Annotated in this window: 17 protein-coding genes; 16 read left to right on the top strand and 1 reads right to left on the bottom strand. The window is 61.2% G+C overall.

All coding sequences use genetic code 11. The features are described from left to right. From BCS36_RS04160 to BCS36_RS04135, 6 genes are all read left to right on the top strand, one after another. Entirely contained in the window at nucleotides 1–2175 is a 2175-nt protein-coding gene (locus BCS36_RS04160) for a SulP family inorganic anion transporter (protein WP_291301650.1), read from the top strand. Between the two features lie 435 nt (nucleotides 2176–2610). Next, on the top strand, nucleotides 2611–3606 hold the full coding sequence (locus BCS36_RS04155; RefSeq protein WP_291301649.1) for a tRNA-dihydrouridine synthase: 996 nt from the start codon (nucleotides 2611–2613) through the stop codon (nucleotides 3604–3606). A gap of 284 nt (nucleotides 3607–3890) precedes the next feature. Then, nucleotides 3891–4757 carry a 4-hydroxy-3-methylbut-2-enyl diphosphate reductase gene (gene ispH, locus BCS36_RS04150; RefSeq protein ID WP_291301648.1) on the top strand — a complete coding sequence of 289 codons (867 nt, stop codon included), beginning with the start codon at nucleotides 3891–3893 and terminating at the stop codon, nucleotides 4755–4757. Between the two features lie 36 nt (nucleotides 4758–4793). Continuing rightward, nucleotides 4794–5822: a chemotaxis protein gene (locus BCS36_RS04145; protein WP_291301647.1), complete on the top strand. Its 1029-nt coding sequence runs from the start codon at nucleotides 4794–4796 to the stop codon at nucleotides 5820–5822. 335 nt (nucleotides 5823–6157) lie between these two features. Next, complete coding sequence (gene selB, locus BCS36_RS04140; RefSeq protein WP_291301646.1) at nucleotides 6158–8131, top strand: selenocysteine-specific translation elongation factor; 1974 nt, start codon at nucleotides 6158–6160, stop codon at nucleotides 8129–8131. 171 nt (nucleotides 8132–8302) lie between these two features. Then, nucleotides 8303–10012 (top strand): FAD-dependent oxidoreductase, encoded by a 1710-nt coding sequence (locus BCS36_RS04135; protein WP_291301645.1) that lies wholly within the window; start codon nucleotides 8303–8305, stop codon nucleotides 10010–10012. Nucleotides 10013–10463: 451 nt separating this feature from the next. On the opposite strand, the gene BCS36_RS04130 is transcribed toward BCS36_RS04135, so the two are convergent. After that, entirely contained in the window at nucleotides 10464–10901 is a 438-nt protein-coding gene (locus BCS36_RS04130) for an MbtF (protein ID WP_291301644.1), read from the bottom strand. Nucleotides 10902–10989: 88 nt separating this feature from the next. On the opposite strand from BCS36_RS04130, the gene BCS36_RS04125 reads away from it, so the two are divergent. The 10 genes from BCS36_RS04125 to BCS36_RS04080 all read left to right on the top strand — a co-directional run bounded on the left by BCS36_RS04125 (nucleotide 10990) and on the right by BCS36_RS04080 (nucleotide 23096). Continuing rightward, on the top strand, nucleotides 10990–12186 hold the full coding sequence (locus tag BCS36_RS04125) for a pyridoxal phosphate-dependent aminotransferase (RefSeq protein WP_291301643.1): 1197 nt from the start codon (nucleotides 10990–10992) through the stop codon (nucleotides 12184–12186). A 329-nt stretch (nucleotides 12187–12515) separates the two neighbouring features. After that, nucleotides 12516–12923 (top strand): rhodanese-like domain-containing protein, encoded by a 408-nt coding sequence (locus BCS36_RS04120; protein ID WP_291301642.1) that lies wholly within the window; start codon nucleotides 12516–12518, stop codon nucleotides 12921–12923. A gap of 87 nt (nucleotides 12924–13010) precedes the next feature. After that, entirely contained in the window at nucleotides 13011–14507 is a 1497-nt protein-coding gene (locus BCS36_RS04115; RefSeq protein ID WP_291301641.1) for a flagellar hook protein FlgE, read from the top strand. A 511-nt stretch (nucleotides 14508–15018) separates the two neighbouring features. Next, nucleotides 15019–15942: a shikimate dehydrogenase gene (locus tag BCS36_RS04110; RefSeq protein WP_291301640.1), complete on the top strand. Its 924-nt coding sequence runs from the start codon at nucleotides 15019–15021 to the stop codon at nucleotides 15940–15942. Between the two features lie 615 nt (nucleotides 15943–16557). Beyond that, nucleotides 16558–17004, top strand: coding sequence for a type II 3-dehydroquinate dehydratase (gene aroQ, locus BCS36_RS04105; protein WP_291301639.1), 447 nt, complete (start codon nucleotides 16558–16560; stop codon nucleotides 17002–17004). Nucleotides 17005–17133: 129 nt separating this feature from the next. Beyond that, entirely contained in the window at nucleotides 17134–17715 is a 582-nt protein-coding gene (locus BCS36_RS04100) for a 4Fe-4S dicluster domain-containing protein (protein WP_183718935.1), read from the top strand. Next, nucleotides 17712–18632: a CoB--CoM heterodisulfide reductase iron-sulfur subunit B family protein gene (locus tag BCS36_RS04095; protein WP_291301638.1), complete on the top strand. Its 921-nt coding sequence runs from the start codon at nucleotides 17712–17714 to the stop codon at nucleotides 18630–18632. Before BCS36_RS04100 ends, BCS36_RS04095 begins: the two co-directional genes overlap by 4 nt. Then, nucleotides 18629–20590 (top strand): CoB--CoM heterodisulfide reductase iron-sulfur subunit A family protein, encoded by a 1962-nt coding sequence (locus BCS36_RS04090; RefSeq protein WP_291301637.1) that lies wholly within the window; start codon nucleotides 18629–18631, stop codon nucleotides 20588–20590. Before BCS36_RS04095 ends, BCS36_RS04090 begins: the two co-directional genes overlap by 4 nt. Next, entirely contained in the window at nucleotides 20578–22026 is a 1449-nt protein-coding gene (locus BCS36_RS04085; RefSeq protein WP_291301636.1) for a hydrogenase iron-sulfur subunit, read from the top strand. Before BCS36_RS04090 ends, BCS36_RS04085 begins: the two co-directional genes overlap by 13 nt. Continuing rightward, nucleotides 22023–23096 (top strand): 4Fe-4S dicluster domain-containing protein, encoded by a 1074-nt coding sequence (locus BCS36_RS04080; protein ID WP_291301635.1) that lies wholly within the window; start codon nucleotides 22023–22025, stop codon nucleotides 23094–23096. Before BCS36_RS04085 ends, BCS36_RS04080 begins: the two co-directional genes overlap by 4 nt. Nucleotides 23097–23137: the final 41 nt, after the last annotated feature.

Raw genomic sequence — 23137 nt, 5'->3', positions numbered from 1 at the left:
ATGCGCCTCACGGGCATCTTTCCTTTTCTCGCCACGCTTAAAACATACTCCCCACGTGACTTCAGGGCGGACCTCATGGCCGCCATCACCGTCACGCCCATGGCCGTTCCCCAGGCCATGGCCTACGCCATCATTGCTGGAGTGCACCCGCAGTACGGCATATACGCCTGCATGCTGCCCGTGATCCTTGCGGCCCTGTGGGGGTCTTCGCGCTTCATGGCCGCCGGGCCCACCAACGCCATCTCCATGGTGATCTTTTCCACTATGGCCACGGTGAGCGTGGGCGGCGTACACATCATCAGCCTGCCCGAAGAAGTGCGCATGACCTATGTTTTCGGCCTGGCGCTCTTTTGCGGCCTCATACAGGTGGGCATGGGCCTGGCGCGGCTGGGCGACCTTGCCAACTTCATTTCCCATTCGGTCATGGTGGCCTTTACCACGGGCGCGGCCCTGCTTATCGGCATGGGCCAGGTCAAAACGGTTCTTGGCATACCCGGCCCCAAGAAGGCGGGCTTTTTCCACCAGATATTCGACGTGCTGCACGGCTTGCCGCAGGCCAACTACTGGTGCGTGGGGCTGGCGGCCCTGACCATAGTGCTGGCCATAAGCTTCAAGCGCATCTCCCGCCGCTTTCCCGCTTCGCTGGCCGCTCTGGCCGTTGTCACTGCCATTGCCTGGCATTTCAAGGTTGACCAGTACGGCGTCCGCCTTGTGGGAATCATCCCCAACGTCATTCCGCCTCTGTCAGTGCCCCCGGCCTTTGATCTCTCCGCCGTGCGTGATCTCTTCATGCCGGCCCTGGCGCTGGCCCTGCTGGGCACGGTGGAGTCCCTGGCCATCGGCAAGCAGCTTGCCAGCGTCAGGAACGACAGTTTCGACGGCAGTCAGGAACTCATAGGACAGGGGCTCGCCAACATGGCTGCGGGCGTCACCTCGGGCATACCGGGCTGCGGCTCGTTCACGCGCAGCGCGCTCATGGTCACATCGGGCGGCCGCACCCGCCTGGGCACAGTCTTTTCGGGCGTGCTGGCCCTGCCCATGCTCTTTGTGCTGGCCCCCTTCTTCGCGTGGCTGCCCCTGCCTGCCCTGGGCGGCATCCTGCTTATCATCGCCGCAGGCATGATAGACATTGAGGCCATACGCCTGTGCCTCGTGGCCACGCGCATTGACCGTATCGTGTTGTCAATGACCTTTGCGTCCACCCTTATTTTTGACCTTGAAAAGGCCATCTTCATCGGCGTGCTGCTGTCTCTGGTGCTCTTTATCTACAAGACCGCCCACCCGCGCGTGCGGCGGCTGCGCGCCAACGACCCGCTGCTGCGCGAAGCCCCTGCTGGACTGCCTGATGGCATTGCCGTCTATGTTATTGAGGGCACGCTTTTTTTCGGCGCCATCCACGAACTGGAACGCCAATTGTATGAAGAGGACGAAGAGCCAGCCCGCCTTGTGGTTCTGCACCTGTCCCGCGTTTTCTGGCTGGACGCTTCCGGGGCCCACGCCCTGTCGCAGTTCGTCGAACGCTGCTACTCACGCAGCATCCCTGTCATTCTTGTGGTGGGCAGCCGTTCCGTCAGGCGCATACTTGAACGCACGGGCATACTTGACCACCTCAGCAATGGTTTTGTCGCCGAAACCACCAATGAAGGTCTGCGTCAGGCCGTCGCCCTTCTGAACAGGGTTGCCTGCCGTGATGACGAGTGTGTCTACCCCGTGCCCGGCCTTGCGGTTCAGGGGGCTTCATCCGGCGCGGGAGCGCCCGGGCAGCCGGGAGCCATTTCAGGCCCTGCCCAGGAAGCGGACGCTGGCGCAGAGGACGCGTCGCCCGTTCTGGAAGCTACGGAGGCAGGGGCCGCAGCCAGCACAGCCCCCACCCAGCTTGACCAGGTGCCCCTGGACATCCATGATGTCGATAAGGCCAACGCGGCGCAGTCCCAGAGCAGCGCGGACGACGAAGCTTCCCCTGACGACGCCCCGACAGGGGCGGACGCTCCCGCCGCGACTGTTTCGGACAGCGGCGCGGCCCTTGCCGCTGAAGCGCAGGCCGAGCCCATGTCTGGTCAGGTTGCCGAAGCCAGCATAACCATTGTCGGCCCCCGCCCGCCTGCGGCCTTTCCCGGCCCGGACGAACTGCAAGGGCCGTCTGTGCCCGAAACGGACCCGACGACGCGAAAATAACAGAAGAACAGCGGCATACCGGCGCAGCCGGTGAAACCATGGCACGTTTGCAGAATATATCGGCAAGCGGTATCTGTGGCTTGCGCCCGCAGGCTTCGGCAGTGGCCGCACCTGCGGGGCGTGTCTGCAGGCTGTATCCGTGAGATGTGCCTGTGGGCTGCACCCGCTGGCGCGCTGTTTCGCAGCAGGCAGGCAGCTACCAGACCGGATTGCCTGTAAAAAGCTCCATATTTCGAGTTACGATTCTGCCGGGCAATGCGATTTTTGGCAGAATCCGCGCCATGTTGCGCGCGTGCGCTCTCGTGCAGGGGTAGAGCCTTTGCCCTTTTTCAAAGGTAAACGCCTCTGACTTTCGCAATGAATATTTTTTAAAGGCACGATGCCGCAAAGGCGCAGTGCCCCTAAACATCAGGCAACGATTTTCGAAGGATTCCCGTGAGCAAGGTCTTTTCTCTGCCCCCCTGCCCCTGCAACCCGCCAACCCTGCCCATGGGGCGTGAGCATCCCTGGCTGGCCCCCCTGGCCGGATACAGCGACCTGCCTTTCAGGTTGCTCTGCCGCGAATACGGAGCCGCCGTCTGCGTGACGGAAATGGTCAGCGCCAAGGGACTGGTCTATGAAAGCCCCGGCACCAACGAACTCTTGATGAGCCTGCCCGAAGACCAGCCGCTGGTGGTGCAGCTTTTCGGGGCCGAGGCCGCCTTTCTGGGCAGGGCCGTCACCTTGCTGCGCGAGGCCGGGTACGGCTGGTTTGACCTCAACATGGGCTGCTCGGTTTCAAAGGTGCTGCGTCAGGGCGCGGGCGCTGCCATGCTCGGCGATACGGGCAATATTCTTGAGGTGGCCCGCGCCATGCTGGCCGCCGCCGGGCCGGGCCGGGTGGGCTTCAAACTGCGCCTGGGCCTGGACGATGCGCGCCCCGTTTTGCCTGACCTGGCCCTGAGGCTAGAAGACGCCGGGGCTGGCTGGCTTGTGCTGCATCCGCGCACGGCCCGCCAGGGTTTTGGCGGCACGGCCCATTGGCAGGCTCTGGCCGATCTCGCCCCGCGCCTTTCCATCCCCCTCATGGCCAGCGGCGACCTGTTCACCGCCGACGACGGCATGGCCTGTCTTGCGCAGACAGGCGTTACCGGGCTCATGTACGCGCGCGGGGCCATGCATAACCCGGCCATTTTTGCCGATCACGCGGCCCTGTGCGCGGGCGGCCGCCCCCAGGCCCAGGACGCGGCAGGGCTCAAGGCCATGATCCTGCGGCATATGGAGCTTGCCCGGCTGCACTGCCCCGGCAATGCGGCCGTGTGGAAAATGCGCAGCGTGGTGCCGCGCTATGTGCGCGCCCTTCCCGGCGCGCGGGCGCTGCGGCAGGAACTTTGCCGCTGCTCAAGCTGGGAAGAGCTTGAAGAAGCGCTGGACAGATGCCTGACTGTTTGAGACGCTGCCCTTTACAGAATCGTCGTTTGTGACGGTCAGTTCCGTTTCGCCATTTAGAGCAGATGAACTTTGAGAATGTACATTCTCAAAGTTCAAGATAGGCCCGCTTTGGCGCTTAACCGCGCAAGTAAACAGCGCTTACGCCTTTGCGGCGGGCGTCTGCTCACGCATCCGCCAGAGCAATTTCAAACGGCAGCCGTTAGGCGATAAAGAAGCCTTACTGCTGACGACAGCATCGCTAGTGAAATTGCTCTAAGGGCGGCAATGGCACAGCAGGAGAAAACATGAAAGTTTGCCGCGCCAAAACAGCGGGTTTTTGCATGGGGGTCAGTCTGGCCCTGCAAAAGCTCAATTCCGCGCTGGAAGGATCTTCAGGTCGCTCCAGAAGCGCCGAGCCGGGCCGCATATGCACCCTTGGCCCCATTATCCACAATCCGCAGGTGCTGGCGGAGTACGAAGGCAGGGGCGTGGCCTGCGTCAACGAAGCTTCGCAGCTGCGGGCCGGGGACGTTGCCGTCATCCGCGCCCACGGCATCACCCGCCAGGTTGAGCGGCAGGTGTTTGAAAGCGGGGCCACAGTGGTGGACGCCACCTGCCCCAAGGTCAAAAAAGCGCAGCTTTCCATCGCCCGCGCCACCTCGGACGGGGCGACCCTGCTGCTGTTCGGCGAAGAGGACCACCCCGAAGTGCGCGGCCTCATTTCCTATGCCAGCGGCCCCGCCCACGTTTTCGGCAATGCCGAGGAACTGGCGGCCCTGCACCTGGACACGTCCGGCACCTACGTGCTTGCCTCGCAAACCACGCAGGATCGTGAAATTTTCACTGGCATACGCGAGACGCTTTCCTCCTCGCTCAAAAATCTTACTGTATTGTCTACTATTTGCGACGCGACCCGTGAAAGGCAGGAAGAAGCCAGGAACATTGCTTCCAGGGTAGATGTCATGGTAATTGTTGGGGGACGGCAAAGCGGCAATACGCGACGCCTGGCCGACGTAGCCGCCCTCAGCGGCATTGCCACCTATCATGTGGAAAGCGCAGAAGAGCTTGAAGCGGCCAATTTTGCAAATAAATCGCAGGCAGGCCTTACGGCGGGCGCATCCACGCCGAAAAGCCTTATAGACGCGGCCGAGGCATGGCTTTCGTCGCTCTAATGACCCGCTCGTGCGGCACGACCCTGGAGAGGCAGAATGTCCCAGTCCAATATCTTACTTGAAGCCGGCACCAACGAACTGGAAGTGGTCGAATTCTATCTGGATGAATTCGTGCCCCCGTCCGACGCCGCGCCGCAGACCGATGAAAACGGCCAGCCCGTTCCCGAGCCCTCCTATCGCGGCTACTACGGCGTCAACGTGGCCAAGGTGCTTGAAATCATCCGCATGCCCAAGGTCACCGAACTGCCCGAAGTGCAGCACCCGAGCGTGCTTGGCGCGTTCAACCTGCGTTCGCGCATCATTCCGCTGGTGGACCTGGCCATGTGGCTCGGCAAGACCCATCCTGCCAATGAAGAGCAGCCCAAAACCATTGTGACGGAATTCAACAACGTCACCACGGCCTTTATGGTGTCGGGCGTCAACCGCATCCACCGCATCAGCTGGGAACAGGTTGAACCGCCGAACAAATACGTGGCCGCTGTCTCCAACAACACGGTCATCGGCGTGGTCAAGCTTGAAGACCGCATCATCTTTCTGCTGGACCTCGAAAAAGTCGTGGCCAACCTCAATCCCAAGCTGGGCCTGCGCCTGGACGACCTTGGCAAGGACTGGAGCAACTCCGGCTACCGCGCCCTGGTGGCGGACGACTCCGCCCTTGTGCGCGAAATGCTGCGCGACCTGATGGAAAAGGCGGGCTTTACCGTAGAGGTCGTCTCCAACGGCCGCGCCGCCTGGGAACGGCTTGAGGACATCAAGCGCCGCTGCGAAGAGGGCGGCCAGCCCATTTCGGATTTTGTGCATGTGGTTGTGTCGGACATCGAAATGCCCGTCATGGACGGTCTCAATCTTACTCACCGCATCAAGACCGACCCCATGCTCAGCAAGCTGCCCGTGGTGCTGTTCTCTTCCCTCATCACGGACAAGCTGCGCCATAAGGGAGACAGCGTGGGGGCTGACGACCAGATATCCAAGCCCGAAGTTACACAGCTGGCCCGCCGCGCCCTGGCACTGATCAAGGCGCGGGAAGAAGCCGCCGCAACCGGCGCGGCTGTCCACAGGCAGTAAGAAACCTTTGCGGGCCGACCGCCCGGCGCTTCAGCGCCATTGTCGGCCTGCGTCAAAACACCCCGACCGACGGGGCCATCTCCATACACTACAGCGGGGCCTCGTGCCCCGCTTTTTTCGTCCCTGTCCCACGACGCTTCTGCCCTGCCTGAGCCAGGGTTTCTTGGGGCGGCATAGGCGTTTCGGGCTTTGCCGCATCGGGGTTTTCCCGGCGGCAGGGGCAACTCGACCTTGCCTGCGCCGGGGCTTTTTTGGGCACGAATCCACCTTTCCAGACATTTGCAAATGCCTGTTGCCACATGTTATCCTTGGGCAACAACTTCAGGGGGTGCCATATGGCAGTAGTGCTGGGCACAGCGGGTCACATCGACCACGGCAAAACGTCACTGGTTCGCGCTCTTACCGGCATTGACTGCGACAGGCTGGAAGAGGAAAAGCGCCGGGGAATCACCATCGAGCTTGGCTTTGCCTGGGTGGACATGCCCGACGGCGAAAGGCTGGGCATTGTGGACGTTCCCGGTCACGAACGCTTTGTAAAAAATATGGTGGCTGGCGCGGCAGGGGTGGACTTTGTCATGCTGGTTATCGCGGCGGACGAGGGCGTCATGCCCCAGACGCGCGAGCACCTTGAAATCTGCTCTCTGCTCGGCATCCGCAGCGGCTTTGTGGCCCTGACCAAGGCCGACATGGTGGAAGCCGACTGGCTGGACATGGTGACCGAGGACGTGCGCGGCTTTCTTGCGGGCACCTTCCTTGAGAGCGCGCCCATCTTTCCCGTATCGTCGACCACGGGCCTGGGCGTGGACGCCCTGCGCGCCCACGTTTTCCAGATGGCCAAGGATCTGCCCGCCCGCCGCCGCTGCGACATTTTCCGTCAGCCCGTGGACCGCGTGTTCAGCATGAAGGGATACGGCACGGTCATCACGGGCACTGTTGTTTCCGGCGCGGTCAAAGTGGGCGACGAACTGCGCTTCATGCCGCCCGACACCCCCACCAGGGCGCGCGGCCTGCAACGCCACAGCAAGAGCGTGGACGAAGTGCAGGCAGGCCAGCGCTGCGCCACCAACGTTCAGGGTCTTGAGGTGGGCGACATCGAACGGGGTCAGGTTCTGGCCCATCCCGGCGAGCTTTTCCCAAGCAAGCGCTGGCTCATGCGCCTCACCTGCCTTTCTTCCGCCCCGCGCGCCCTGCGGCAACGGGTGGAAATACATTTTCACCACGGCACGCTGGAATGCCCGGCGCGCGTGGTCTTCTGGGACAGAGACAAACTGGCCCCCGGAGAGACCGCCCTGGCGGAAGTACGCTTCAAGGACGAAATGGTGGGGATCTTTGGCGACCACTGCGTCGTGCGCGCCTATTCGCCCCTGCGTACCGTGGCCGGCGGCCTGCTTTTAAGCCCCCTGCCGCCTGATCTGCGCCGCAAGGACCCGCAGTTGCAGGCAAAGCTGGCCCTGCTGCAAAAACTGCCAGCACTGGACCAGGAAATTGAAACGGCCCCCACGGGCAAGGCCGGAGCCAAGGTCAGGGATGAAGCCAGAGCCGGACTTATTGATGCGGTGCTGACCCTGCGTGGAGCCGAAGGCGCGGACGAAGCCCGCCTGCGCGTGCTCACGGGCTTTCCCCGTGCGGCGCTGGAAGCGGGCCTGCAACTGCTTTCCGCCCGTGGTTCGGCCCTGTGCTGGGACAAGGAGGGGCGTCTCTGGATCGGCAAGCAGCCCTTTGAAGCCCTGCTGCAAGCCTGCCTGGCCCGCGGCGCTGAACTGCACCAGAAAGACCCGCTCAAGCCCGGGTTCACCCGTGGCGCTCTTTGCACGGGCTGGAGCAAGGCCCTGCCCCCGCGCCTTGTCCAACGCGTGCTGGACGCAGCTCTCAAGCAGGAGCTCCTCGCTCTTGAAGGCGAAGGCCTGCGCCTGGCCGGGCACAAAGTCAGCCTTGCTGCGGATCAGGCCGGATTGCGGCAAAAGCTGCTGGACGCCCACGCCACCGCGCAACTGACTCCGCCCAATCTTAAGGACGTGCTTGAAGAACTGGGCGTCAGCGCCAAGGAGGCCGCGCCCGTCATGCGTCTGCTCTGCGAAGAGGGAGCCCTTGTGAAAATCAAGGACGGCCTCTACTACCACGGCCCCGTGCTCAATGATATTCTGGAGCGTGTGCGCCGCTGGTTTGAAAGCAACGACAACCTTGATGTGGGCAGCCTCAAGGAGATCTTGGGCCTTTCACGCAAGTATCTGATTTCGCTTCTTGAATATATGGACAACGAACGTATCACCGTGCGCGTGGGCGACCAGCGTCGCTATCGCGGGCGCTGACAAGCCTCTGCCTGGAGGCGACGGCGGGCAACAAGCCTTTGCGCTTTTTGGCGGGCTGCTGAAACATCGTAAAAATATCGGCTTTCAGCTACTGTTCCTGTTGCGAACCATGCTTATTATACGTTAATAATGCTCATTTGCTCATAATACATTCAAGTAAGGAGCCCAGAAATGGCTGAAAAAATTCTGGTTGTGGGCGGCGTCGCCCTTGGCCCCAAGGCTGCGGCCCGGTGCAAACGCCTTATGCCTGATGCTGAAGTAACTATGGTGGATGAAAACGTCTTCATTTCTTACGGTGGTTGCGGTATCCCCTACTACGTGTCCGGCGAAATCCAGAACCTGAATGACCTGCGCTCCACGCCCTACCACACAGTGCGTGACGCGGAATTTTTCCGTGACATGAAGGGCATCACCGTTCGCACGCAAACGCGCGCCACGGCCATCGACCGCGCGGCCAAAACCCTTGCCGTCAAAAACGTGGTTACCGGGCAGGAAGAAAAACTGCCCTATGACAAACTGGTGCTGGCCACCGGCGCTACCCCCCGCGTGCCCCCTGTCGAGGGCAAAGACCTCAGGAACGTCCTTTCCCTCACCCGCCTTGAAGCCGCCGGAGCCATCCGCAGCGCCTGCGAAGAAGGCAAGATCACCGAGGCCGTCATTGTGGGCGGCGGTTTTATCGGCCTTGAAGCCGCCGTTGCGCTGGCCGACATGTGGGGCGTCAAGTGCAGCGTAGTGGAAATGGTGGACCAGATCCTGCCCGGCGTCCTTTCGAACTCCGTGGCCCAAATGGCCGCCCACGACTGCGTCACGCACAAGGTGGACGTTTACACCGGTGAAAAGGTCGTACGCCTTGAAGGCAAGGACGGCGCGGTGAGCAAGGTTGTCACCGACAAGCGCGAGCTCAATGCCCAGCTGGTCATTTTTGCCGCAGGCTTTATTCCCAACGGGCAGATCGCCAAGGACGCCGGGCTTGAAGTGGCCCCCTTTGGCGCCATTGTCGTCGACCAGCACATGCGCACCTCTGACCCGTCCATCTACGCTGGCGGCGACTGCGTGGCCATCAAGAACATCATCACCGACAAAATCGGCTACCTGCCTCTGGGCAGCATGGCCAACCGCCAGGGCCGCGTCATCGGCACCAACCTGGCTGGCGGCAATGCCAGCTTCCCTGGCTATGTGGGTTCCTGGGCCGTAAAGCTTTTTGGCCTTTCATTCTGCGGCGTGGGCCTTACCGTTGAGCGCGCCCGCAAGGAAGGCTTTGACGCCTTCAGCGTCAGCGTGGAGCAGTTCGACCATGCCCACTTCTATCCCGAAAAGGCCATGATGACGTTGGAACTGGTTGTGGATAAAGCCACCAGCCGCGTGCTTGGCATGCAGGGAGCCTGCGCCGACGGCGATTCCCTCAAGGCCCGCGTGGACGCCGTGGCCGCCGCGCTGCAATACTCCAAGCCCACTGTGGAGGACATCTCCAACCTTGAAATCGCCTACGCCCCGCCCTTTGCCTCGGCCATGGACGTGGTCAACGTGGTGGCCAACGTGGCCGACAATGTTCTGGCCGGGCGCTTTACCCCCGTCACTGGCGACAAGTTCATTGACCTGTGGAAGAACCGCAAAGAAAACCACGTGTTCTTCATTGACGCCCGGCCTGCCGCCGCTGGCCGCGCCATGCAGGAAAAACACCCCGACTGGCACGCCATCCCGCTGGAAGAGGTGGCCGCACGCGTCAACGAGGTGCCCAAAGACCGCCCTGTGGCCATTATCTGCAACACCGGCCTGCGCTCCTATGACAGCCTGCTTGTTCTGGCCCGTCACGGCGTCACCAATGTGGTGAACTCCACCGGCGGCATGCAGTCGGTCATCAAGATGGGCCTTTCTGTCTAGAGCACGCAGCCTCTTTTATTCATGGGCGAGGGACCCTTTTGCAAAAGGGTCGCCTCCCCCACACCCCCTCCCCCTAAAACCTTCACTGTATTTGGCGCATTATAAAATGCGTTCTGATTTGAAACTGGGGTGTTCGAGCATTTTACTTTGAAAAAGGTTGCATGCGCTCCCTCTGCCGAGAGTGCGGCGCGCCGCAACGCGACGTGGTTCGCCGAAAATTGCAGTTGTCGGCAGAATGACAACTTGAAATGTGAAGTATTTCAAAGCTCCTCTGATCTAATGGCCGCGCCTTCGAGGCAACGCATCAGCTCAAAGTTTATCCGCTCCAGAAGGGGCGTGTTCACAGGATATTGTCAATAAAATCAGCAAGAAAAAGAAAAACCCGGCCTTCGTTTGCACGAAGGCCGGGTTTTTCTTATATTTGGCGCGAACACAACTGTCCGCTATAGCGTTATTCCTGCGTAAAACGGTGCAGCCGCACCGCCAGAGGTTGCATGCTGCCCTTGTTCATGGCCGCGACCACAAAGGCGAAGTCCCTGGCCTGCCCGCTGGGGGGACAGGGGCCGCGGTAGTGGCGGGTCAGCCCGCCTTCGGGTATGATGCCGGTACCGTCATTGTTCCACGTGCCGCCACCAAGATAGAGTTCCTGGGAATCCCCGGTGTATTCCACCAGGCGCACATCATAGTAGTCCGTTCCGTTAGGAGCCTGATCTACCGTTATTTCAGGAGAAATACGCGAACAGCGGTGAACGTCGCGCAGATTTACCGTAACGCCCATACCGGCGGGCGCTTCCTGTGTTTCTTTGGCGGCGCAGGCCGGCAACAGCAGGGCCGCGCACAGCGCGGGCATCAGGACGCGCAGGGCTTTGCCGAAAATATCAAAACGCATCAGAGCCTCCAAATGACATTTGCTTTATGCAGCTTTTGGAAGCATAACCAATAGTCATGTTGAATACAACAACCACTGGGAGTCGTTTATGTCTATTCTTGCCGACAGCGTTACCGGCTATCTTGAACACGCATCCTGGATACGTCGCATGTTCGAAGCCGGGGGACAGCTTAAGGCCCGTTATGGCGCGGACAAGGTTTATGATTTCAGCCTCGGCAACCCCGACCTGCCCGCTCCGCCCGCTGTTGCCGATGGCCTGACAGCCTTTGCCCAACATGCGCGCGAACCCTTTGCCTTTGGCTACATGCCCAATGGCGGCTACCCCTGGGCGCGCGAAAAGCTGGCCGCGCACCTGAGCCAGGAGCAGGGCGCGCATATAACGGCGGAAGACGTCATTCTCGGTTGCGGCGCGGCAGGCATGCTCAACGCCTTTCTGCGCGCGGTGCTCAACCCCGGCGAAGAAATGCTCGCCTTTGCCCCGTACTTTGTGGAGTACGGCTTCTACGTCGCCAACCACGGCGGCGTGTTCAAGGCAGTGCCGAGCGTCAAGGACACCTTTGCTCCCGACCTGGACGCCCTTGAGGCCGCCATCAATGAAAAAACCCGCGTGGTGCTCATCAATTCGCCCCACAACCCCACGGGCGTCGTATACAGGCGTAAGGAAGTGGCGGCCATAGCCGACCTTCTGCTCAACAAGAGCCAGGAATTCGGCAGACCCATCTGGCTGGTGTCTGACGAGCCCTACCGCTTTCTGGCCTATGACGGCGTGGAAGTGCCTTCGGTGCTGCCCCTCTACCCCTATGCCGTGGCCATCAGTTCCTTTTCCAAGAGCCTCTCCCTGCCGGGCGAGCGCCTTGGCTATGCCGCTGTTTCCCCCTTATTGCCCAAGGAAGAAAAAGCCCAGCTCATGGCGGGCCTTACCCTTACCAACCGCATCCTCGGCTTCGTCAACCCGCCTGTGGTCGGCCAGCACATCATGGCCGCCGCCCTGGGCAGCCAGGTGGACCTTACGGTCTACGCCGCCCGCCGCAAGGCCATGGGCGAGGTGCTCAGCCAGGCTGGCTATGAATTCCAGATGCCCGCCGGAGCCTTTTACTTCTTCCCCAAAGCGCCCGGCGGCGACGATGTGGCCTTTGTAAACGCCCTGCTTGAAGAGCGCATTCTGGCTGTGCCAGGCACGGGCTTTGGCTGCCCCGGCCATTTCCGCCTGGCCTTCTGCGTGGACGAAAGCGTTATCCGCAACGCGGCAGAAGGCTTTGCCAAGGCCCGCGCCACCGTGAAATAACGTAGGCAAATAGCGTAGGCAAATAGCGCCCGCAGAATACGAAAAAGCGCCTCGTGCGCAAAAAGCCTTTGGGGGCAGCTTCAGCCTTCAGGAGGCACTGATTAAAGAGCCTCCTGGAAACGCGCAGTTATTTCGTTTGGCAAGGCGCGATCTTTTTTTGAAGCAGGAGTGGACTCTTCCGTCCTCGACTGTTTCAAAAAAAGTGAAGCAACGCCGCCAAACGGAATAAATCAGCGTTTCCTTCAAACTGAAGCTGCCCTGCCAACCCGCAACGACACTGCAACGGCACTTTCAAAATCACCCCTTTTCCAAGTCACACTGGAATTATCATGAAAAACACGCTTGACTTCATACCGCGCCACATTTTCCGCCTTTGGGTTCTGCTCATGCTTGTGCTGCTGGCGGTTCCCGCCCTGGCCAAGGATATCAGCGTGCAGGACGCCGCCGCCCTGCTGCAAAACCCGCCTGAAGGGCTGGTCATCGTGGACGTGCGCACTCCGGCGGAGTTTCGTGAGGGGCATCTGCCCGGCGCGGTGAATATGGACTACTTTGGCGGGCCGTTTGAATCGCAGATCCAAAGCCTGCCCAAAACCGCCCCTGTTCTGCTCTACTGCCGCACGGGCAACCGTTCGGGCAGCGCCTACGACACCATGACCAAGGCGGGCGTTGGGAATATTTTGCATATGAACGAAGGCATCATTGTGTGGCAAAAGCTTGGTCTGCCTTTGGAAAAATAATCTTTCACAGGCTGGCACGCTCTCTGCATCTTCAGGGGCGGGGAGGAATATTTTTCCTCCGCCGCCCCTATTTTTTTGGAGGCCAGCGTGAACTCGTCATTATATATAGGCGCCACCGGCATGAAAGGCCTGGCTGAGGGCATGAATGTTACCACCAATAACATCGCCAACATCAGCACCATAGGCTACAAGCAGCAGGGCATCCTTTTTTCCGACATTTACTATGCCCAGCAGGGCGGAACGGGGGGCTGGTGGAATGCGCAGGACAATTCGCGTGTGGCCCTGGGCCAGGTAGGCATGGGCCTTCAGGTGGAATCCGTGCGCACGATGTTTGGCCAGGGCTCTTTTGACTCCAGCAATACCGTCACGGACATGGCCATCAACGGCAAGGGCTTTTTTCAGGTCACGGATGGCGTGGATCTTTACTATACCCGCGCCGGAGACTTCCGCGCCGACGACCAGGGCGTTCTGCGCACGCCTTCGGGCATGGCCCTCAACGGCTACAAGTATAATGCCGACGGCACCAAGGGCAGCCTGCAACAGGTCACCATTGACAAGTTTTCAGACATGCCCGCCAAAACAACCACTGCCGTGGACATGCGCTTCAACCTCGGGCTGAACACGCCAAGCTCCACTGACGCCACCAACCCGTATTTCACCCTTCTGAGCAACTACGACGCCACCGGTTCGCCTCCCATTTCCAACACGGCCTATGGCTACGCTCAGGCCATCACCATGTACGGCGCGGACGGCTCCACGCAGCAGGCCACCATCTATTTTGACGCCGCCCCCAGCAGTCAGCCCGGCAGTGTGGTGAAATACCTCATCGCCACAGGCGACACCGCCAAGGACGGCACGGCCACAGCAGGCACGGGCGCGCTCATGACCGGCACCCTGACCTTTGACTCCACAGGGCAACTGAAAGACATGACAGCCTTCACCCCGGCGGTGGCAGGCAGCACCAATCTGACGGACTGGGTGCCCTCGCAGCTTTCAGCGGACGGCCTGCCCCAGATGACCGTGAACGGGGTCGCCACCACGGTGGATCTGGGCATCAAGTCCACTGGCGGCTGGCAGAACGCGCCCGCCAATGCGGCAGCCGTGGGCACCAGCCAGTCCGCCCTGGGCGGCATGGGCACAGGGGCAACCGTTGCCACTGACGCCACCACAAACTACCTCGGCTCTTCGCCGGTCACGCGGCGCAACACCCAGAACGGATACGCCTCCGGGACCTTGAGCACCATCAGCATTTCCGGCGACGGCACAGTGGTGGGCACCTACTCCAACAACCAGAGCGCAAACCTGTGGCAGATACCCGTTTGCCGGTTTACCAGCGAAGACGGGTTGCGCCGTGAAGGCAACAACCTCTTCAGCGCCTCGCCCGATGCCGGAAAGATGGACATGGGCGTGGCCGGGACGGAAAACTACGGCACCATCCGCGCGTACAACACCGAAAATTCCAACGTGGACATGGCCACGGAAATGACCAATATGATCATTACCCAGCGCGGCTTCCAGTCCAACAGCAAGGTGGTCACGACTGCAGACCAGATGCTGCAAAAGGCTGTGGACCTGAAGCGTTAACCAGCGCTGCGGCTCTGGCAGGGGAACACCGGCATTTTGTCGGCAGATTTGCCAGCAAAATTCACACCTTTCCTTCCCGCACGGTCTGGCCAGTCTGCCACGCGCTGGAGAAAACCGGCGGCACAGAACAAAGTTATATCGATAAACCAGCACCTTAATGACCTAACGCAGCATTCTGTATTTACTGCCCCTGCAAAGGGGCTTTTTTATTATTTTCACAAATGGTATACAACTGACACCGAATGCACAAAACGCGGCATGTTGTGCAAAAATGTCAATTTTGATACGGACTTGCTTTCACCTCCGGGTGCATTGCACGCCCTGTCTTCGGAGTCCGCCTTTTTTCGGGCGGGCCTGCCAGAACTGCGCTCAACGCCGCGTGGTTGCTGGCCTAAATATTATCCCGGGTTACGCCACGGGCCATATTGCCGCATCCACTTTTTTCAGACGGCGGCCCTGCCCGCCATCAAGTTATGTGGCGGCGCGGCAACAGCATGGAGAAGCCGAAGCCATGAATGCTTCCATACCGTCAGACATCCCCGCTTCAGGCAGTAAAAATTTTCAGCCCGAAGCGCAGACCGCCGCTGAAACCGTTCTTTACGGCGTCACGGGCTGGCCTCTGGCTCAAAGCCTCTCCCCTCTTCTGCACAACACCGGCTTTACAACCCTTGGGCTGCGCGCCCTTTACCTGCGCTGGGAAATTCCGCCCCAGCGTCTGCCCGCTTTTGTGGACAGCGTGCGCACCCTGCGCATTGGCGGCTGCTCCGTCACCATTCCCCACAAGGTCGCCCTGCTGCCCCTGCTGGACGAGGCAAGCCCTCTGGCGCAACGGGTGGGCGCGGTAAATACCATCTACTGGCAGGGAGACCGCCTCTGCGGCGAAAACACCGATGTGGCCGGATTTATGGCCCCACTGGCCCAGGAAGACCTGCACGGAGCAAACGTGCTGCTGCTTGGCGCGGGCGGCGCGGCCAGAGCCGCCGCCGCCGGGCTCACGGGCCTTGCGGAAGAACGCAGGCCGGGCACGGTATTCATCTGCACGCCCTCTGACGCTTCGCACCTTCCCCTGGCTGAAGAATTTGGGCTGACGCCCCTGCCATGGGCGCAGCGCCACGAGGTTTCGGCGCGGCTTGTGGTCAACACCACGCCCCTTGGCATGCGCGGCAAGGCCGAAGACGAGACTCCCTATCTTTTTGAGCTCGCGGGTAAAAAAAGTGACAAAGATGCAGCCAAAACAACCACTTTGGCCTACGACATCGTGTACAACCCGCTGAAAACGCTGTTCCTGCGCGACGCCGCCCGCCACGGCAGGCGGTGCCTCTCCGGCATGGACATGTTTTTCGGACAGGGCGACGCCCAGTTCCGCCTGTGGACAGGCCAGGGCCTGCCCCTGGAGTCGCGGCGCGCTCTGGAAGCGGCCCTGGCCGCAAACTAGAATTTTGCAGGAAAGAGGCTGCGGCAGGATGCATCCTGCGCGCAGGCGCACGCCCGGCTGCGCGACCGACGGGCAACGGGGGCTGTGCCCCCGTTCCGGTGCAGACGCCCTTTGCAAGGGGCATGCGTTGGGAGTATTCATAAGGGCATGCGTGGGGAAGGCATGGTAGGGGTTGAAGCCCCCCGTTCCGCCGCGTAACAGTAGGGGCGCAAGCGCCAAGGCCTTCACGCCGAGCGCCGCCAGCATGGCCGTCCAAGCGACTGCGACGGGCTGGGCCCCGGCAGGCGAACGGCTTCGGCCACAGATTTCGGATGCCCGGCTTCGGGCGCTCGGCTTTGCCGCAGGCTTCGGGCGAACATCAGCGGGCGCACGGTTAAGAGTGAACGGCTTAGGCCGCAAATTTCGGACGAACAACTGCAGGCGGACGGTTTCAGACGAACGGCTCAAGGCGCACGGCACAGCAGCCCTGACGCGCAGCCGCTCTGCCAGGGCCGCAATGCCTCAATCACGACACCATTCCACAGGCGCGCTTGCGGCCGCCGTGGAGTATATACAGGGCGAAAGCCCGGGCCGCCGGATACCCCCCGTCGTTGGCCAGACGCAAGCGAGGTTCATATGCGCATACTAGTTTTGCACGGCGTCAATCTGAACATGTTTGGCAGGCGCGATCCTGCCCATTACGGCACAGCCACTCTGGCCCAGATAGATTCGGGGCTTGAGACGCTGGGCGCTGAACTCGGCGTTACCGTGGAATGTTTTCAGACCAATCATGAAGGCGAAATGGTGGAGCGCATTCACAAGGTTCTGGATGACGACGTCCAGGCCGTGATCATCAACGCCGGGGCATGGACCCACTACAGTCATGCCATCGCCGAGGCCCTGGCCATACTGAAAATACCCGTGGTGGAAGTGCACATGTCCAACGTACATGCCCGTGAAAGCTTCAGGCACGATTCCGTGCTGTCGAGCGTATGCACGGGCAGCATCTGCGGCTTTGGCCCGGCCAGTTATCTTCTTGGCCTGCGTGCGGCACGTAATGCTGTCATACATATGAATAAATAAACTTGAGCTAGTTCCAGTACATTCCACTGCACTGGAACTAGCTTTTTACATTTTTCTGCGTTACTCGTTGTGGCATTATTTTATTTGTCCTGAGGGTCCCCCCTCTCAGCCTCTAACCAGAGAGTTCTCATGAACGACGCCATCAATCTGAGCCGGATGCGCGATACCGCCTTTACGGCGGAAGTGGAGGCGCTAAGCGGCCAAAACGTGTCTACCTGCTATCAATGCGGCAACTGCACTGCCGGTTGCCCGGCAGGGCTCGCCTATGACCTTCAGGTCAACAAGATCATGCGGGCCGTGCAGCTTGGCCTCAGGGATGAAGTGCTCAATTCGCGCTCCATCTGGATGTGCCTGTCCTGTTCCACCTGTAGTCTCCGCTGCCCCAACAATATCGACGTCGCGGGCATAATGGAGACCTTGCGCCACATGGCCCGCAAAGAAGGCCGCGTGACCGTGCCCAAGGTGGAAAAGTTCTGGTTTTCCTTCCTTGACACCGTGCGCGCCTTTGGCCGCACCTATGAAATAGGCACCATGGCCCTGTTCATGATGCGCTCCATGCGCGTTTTTACAGACGTGGACCTGGCCCCCGAAGCCCTCAAAAAGGGCAAGCTCGGCCTCAAGCCCCATGTGCTGCCCCAGGGAGCCGCCCCGGTTTCACGCATTTTCGAGCGCTATAAAGAACGCGCCAAACGCGAGGGGGTTCGCCCATGAATTTTGTCTACTACCCCGGCTGCTCGGCCAGGGGGTCTTCCAAGGATTATGAACTGTCCACCCAGGCCGTCTGCAAGGCCCTGGACATCAACCTTGTAGACATTCCCGACTGGAACTGCTGTGGCTCCACCCCGGCCCACGCGGTGGACACCGAGCTTTCCGCCGCGCTCTGCGTGCGCAACCTGGACATAGCCGCCCAGCAGCAGGCCGAGCTTGTGCTCACCCCCTGCCCAAGCTGCCTGTCCAACCTCAAGCTGGCCTCCAAACGTATGGAAGACCCCGCTTTTCGCGTGCGCGTGGACGATCTGCTCGACGGCCCCTCGGCCAAGACCTTTCCGCCCGTGACTTCGGTCATGCAGGGCATTGCCGAAAACTTTGATATGGAAGCCATCACCGCCCGCGTGCGCAAAAGCCTTAAGGGGCTGCGGCTGGCCGCCTACTACGGCTGCCTCATGAGCCGCCCGGCGGAGATCATGAACTTTGGCGACCCGGAAAATCCCACCCTTATGGAAAGCATGCTGGCCGCCTGTGGGGCCGAAATGGTGGACTTTCCCCTCAAGACGGCCTGCTGCGGCGCTTCCTTCGGCATACCCGAGCGCGTCATGACGGCCCGCAACTCGGGCCGCATCCTTGACCTTGCCACCCAGCTTGGCGTGGACGCCGTCATCGTGGCCTGTCCTCTCTGCCAGATGAACCTTGACCTGCGTCAGCCGCAGGCATCCAAGGAAATGGGCACGTCCTTCAACCTGCCCGTGCTCTACTTTACCCAGATGATGGGCATAGCCTTTGGCCTTGACCACAAGGACCTGGGGCTCGGCAAGCTGCGCGTCAGCGCCGACGGCCTCATCCGCAAGCTGGACGAACTGCGGCGCGACTCCGCCGCCGGATCCAAGGCCGCTGAAGGAGGCAGGTCATGAGAATAGGTGTTTTCGTCTGCCACTGCGGCAGCAATATTGCGGGCACCGTCGACTGCGCCAAGGTGGCGGAACTTGCCCGCTCCTATCCCGACGTTGTCTATGCCGACGACCCCATGTACACCTGTGCCGAACCCGGCCAGGCCGCCATTGAGGCCGCCATTCACGAACACAAGCTTGACGGCGTCGTGGTCGCCTCCTGTTCGCCCCGCATGCACGAGCCCACCTTCCGCCGTACGGTGGAACGCGCGGGCCTGAACCGCTACATGCTTGAAATGGCCAACATCCGCGAACACGTTTCGTGGATTGGCCGCGACATGAACGCCAATACCAACAAGGCCGCGGAGCTCGTGCTGCTGGCGGTGGAAAAGCTGCGCAACAACAGGCCGCTTCTGGCCAAGAGCTTTGACGTGAACAAGCGCGTGCTGGTTATCGGCGGCGGCGTGGCGGGCATTCAGGCCGCTCTTGACTGCGCCGATGGCGGCGTGCCCGTGGTGCTCGTCGAACGCGACGCCACCATCGGCGGCAAGATGGCCAAGCTGGACAAGACCTTCCCCACTGTGGACTGCTCTGCCTGCATTCTCGGCCCCAAGATGGTGGACGTGGCCCAGCACTCCAACATCACGCTCCACGCCTACTCTGAAGTGGAAGACATTTCGGGCTATGTGGGCAACTTCACGGTCAAGATCCGCAAGCGCGCCACCTATGTGGACTGGAGCCTGTGCACGGGCTGCGGGGCCTGCACCGAAAAATGCCCCAGCAAAAAGACGCCCGACGCCTTCAACGAGCTCGTGAGCGACACCACGGCCATCACCATAGCCTTTCCCCAGGCCATTCCCAAAAAGGCCGTCATCAACGCCGCCCATTGCCGTCAGTTCGTCAAGGGCAAGTGCGGCGTGTGCGCCAAGATCTGCCCCACAGGGGCCATCAAGTATGACATGGAAGATGAGATCATCACCGTAGAAGTGGGCAGCATCATTGCCGCCACCGGCTATGACCTCATGGACTGGACCATATACCAGGAATACGGCGGCGGCGCGTACCCCGACGTCATCACGTCACTGCAGTACGAACGCCTGCTCAACGCCTCCGGCCCCACCTCCGGGCACATCGTGCGCCCCTCGGACGGCAAGGAGCCCAAGAGCATCGTGTTCGTGCAATGCGTCGGCTCGCGCGACAAGTCCATCGGACGGCCCTACTGCTCCGGCTTCTGCTGCATGTACACGGCCAAGCAGGCCATTCTGACCAAGGACCACATCCCCGATTCCCAGTCCTACGTCTTCTATATGGACATCCGCGCCGCTGGCAAGCTGTACGACGAGTTCACCCGCCGCACGGTGGAAGAATACGGCACCGAATACATCCGCGGGCGCGTCTCGCAGATATACCCCGACGGGCAGGGCCAGCTTGTGGTCATGGGCGTGGATACGCTCATGGGCCAGGCCATTGAAGTCAAGGCCGACCTCGTGGTGCTGGCCGTGGGCATAGAGGCCAGCAAGGGCGCGCCCCAACTGGCCGAAAAGCTGCGCATCTCTTACGACAGCTACGGCTTCTTTATGGAAAGCCATGTGAAGCTCAAACCTGTGGAAACCAACACCGCCGGCGTATATCTGGCTGGCGTGTGCCAGGGCACCAAGGACATTCCCGCCTCCGTGGCCCAGGGTTCCGCCGCTGCCGCCAAGGTGCTGGCTCTCTTCTCCAAGGACAAGCTTGAAAGCGACCCGCAGATCGCCCAGGTGGACATGCGCCGCTGCGTCAACTGCGGCAAGTGCATCCAGTGCTGCCCCTTCGGAGCCATCAAGGAAGTGGAAGTGCGGGGCGAGGGCAAGGCGCAGGTTATCGAAACCGTCTGCCAGGGCTGCGGCCTCTGCACGGCCACCTGCCCGCAAGGCGCTATCCAGCTTTCACACGCCACAGACAACCAGATCCTTGCGGAGGTTAACGCGCTATGCCAGTGTTAGAAGGCAAAGAATTGCGGATTGTGGGTTTTCTCTGCAACTGGTGCTCCTATGGCGGCGCCGATACAGCTGGTGTGGCCCGCGCCAACCAGCCCACGGATCTGCGTATCATACGCGTGCCCTGCTCGGGCCGCATCGACCCCCTGTTCATCGTCAAGGCACTGCTTAACGGGGCGGACGGCGTGCTGGTTTCCGGCTGCCATCCGCGCGACTGCCACTATGCGGCCGGCAACTTCTACGCCCGCCGCCGTCTTGAGGTGCTCAAGCAGTTCCTGCCCGTACTTGGCATTGACGACCGCCGCTTTGAATACACCTGGGTTTCGGCTTCCGAAGGCCAGCGCTGGCAGCAGGTGGTGACGGTCTTTACCGACCGCATCCACAAGCTCGGCCCCGCGCCCAGCCTTGAAGACCCCGAACCGCTGCTCAAGATAGCCGACATGGCGCTTACCTCGCTGCGTCCTCTGGGCACAGGGCAAAGCGCCGCCCTCGGCGAACTCAAGGACGCCATCAAGGCCAAACTGCCCGAACTGGACATGGTGCTCGGCTGGGGCGAAGGCTACGACGCCGCCCATACCGTGCCCATCTTCATGAAGACGCCCGAAGACGTGGACAAGCTCGTGTGGGGGCCCTTCAACGTCAACAACCTCGCCGTGTACCTGCCCTCCTTCAAGGGCAAAAAGGTCGGCATTGTCGTCAAGGGCTGCGATTCACGCTCCGTGGTGGAACTGCTGCAGGAAAAGCTCATCCGCCGCGAGGACGTGACCATCTTCGCCATGCCCTGCGAGGGCACGCTGGATATGGCCCGCGTCAACCAGGGCCTTGGCCGGTACACAAAGATCGACAAGGTGGAATATGACGAGGCCGGCGTCACCATCACGGCTGACGGCAAGCCCACCCGCTTCTGCATGACCGACTACGCCCAGGGCAAATGCTACGGCTGTACCACGCCTTCGGCGGTTCTGGCCGACACGCGCCTTGGCGCGCCCGTCAAGGTTGAAGCAGGCCCATACACCCCGCCGGAACTGGCCCTGCTGGACTCTATGAGTCTTGAAGAACGCATGGCCTTCTGGCGCGGCCAGATGGAGCGCTGCCTGCGCTGCTACGCCTGCCGCAACGCCTGCCCCATGTGCGTCTGCCGCGACTTCTGCGTTTCAGACAGCCGCGACCCGCACTGGATGACGCAGGACGACAGCGTGAAGGAAAAACTGTTCTTCCAGACCATACACGCCATGCACCTTGCCGGTCGCTGCACGGGCTGCGGCGAATGCCAGCGGGCCTGCCCCGTGGGCATTCCCATTCTTGCCCTGCGCCAGCAGATCGCCCGCGCCGTGACCCAGCTCTTTGACGGCTACAAGTCGGGCCTCAATGCCGAGGACGTGCCGCCGCTGCTGGGCTATGAAGTGGAAGAAAAGAACATCCATGAGAGGGACTGGAAATGAGCATGACCCGATTTGTAACCCCCGACGGTTTGCCCGCCTTTCTGGCCTTTCTCTCGCAACAAGGCAACCGCGTGCTTGTGCCCGTAGAAAAGCCTGCGGCCAAGCGTTCGGTGGTGTTTGAACCCTGGCGCGAAGGCATGCCCTTCACCCTTGAAAAAGCCACCGTGCCCGCCAAGGAGGCCGTACTGCCCCAGAGCGAAACCCTGGTGCGCTACAAGAAAAGCAAGGACCCGGAAAATCCGAGCCGCGTCTCCATACAGCTTGACGACAAGCCCGAGGCCGAGGCCACGGTGGTTTTCGCCACCCGCCCCTGCGACGCGCGCGGCTATGCCGTCCTTGACCGGCCCTACCTCAAGGGTCCCTTTGCCGACCCCTACTACAAGGCCCGGCGCGAGGCGCTCACCGTCATCAGCCTGACCTGCAACTCCGGCTGCAATACCTGCTTCTGCCACTGGGTTGGCGGCGGCCCCACCTCTCCCGAAGGTTCGGACATCCTCATGACCGAAATTGAGGGCGGCTATGTGCTTCAGGCCATCACTCCCAAGGGTGAGGAACTGCTGGCCGCCTCTTCGCTCGAGGATGGCGCTGACCGCTTCTCCAAGGTTGAGGAAGTGCGCAAGGCGGCCTGGGCCAGCCTTGTGCCCGCCCCCAATCTCAAGGAAGCCCCGGAAAAGCTGGCTGCCCTGTTCACGGATGTGGAGTTCTGGCAAAACCAGACCGACCGTTGCCTGTCCTGCGGCGCGTGCACCTACTTCTGCCCCACCTGCTACTGCTTCAACATCACTGACGAAGGTGAAGGTCTGAGCGAAAAAGGCGGACGCCGCCTGCGCAGCTGGGACAACTGCATGTCGTCGCTGTTCACGCGTGAGGCCAGCGGGCATAACCCCCGCACCGTAAAGGCCTTTCGCATGCGCAACCGCGTTTCGCACAAGTACTCCACCTATCCTGAAAACTGGGGTTCGTTCTCATGCAGCGGCTGTGGCCGGTGCATCAGCAATTGCCCCGTCTGTCTGGACATCCGCGCCATCGTACTGGCAGCGCTGGAAGCCAAGCAGCCCAAAGCCGAGTAGGAGCAGACATGGCAACCAAGAAGAATACTACCAAAGCCAAT

Origin of the sequence: Desulfovibrio sp. MES5 (genome assembly GCF_002237645.1) — a bacterium.
Classification (GTDB): Bacteria; Desulfobacterota; Desulfovibrionia; order Desulfovibrionales; family Desulfovibrionaceae; genus Desulfovibrio.
This window is presented reverse-complemented; position numbering and strand designations above follow the sequence as displayed.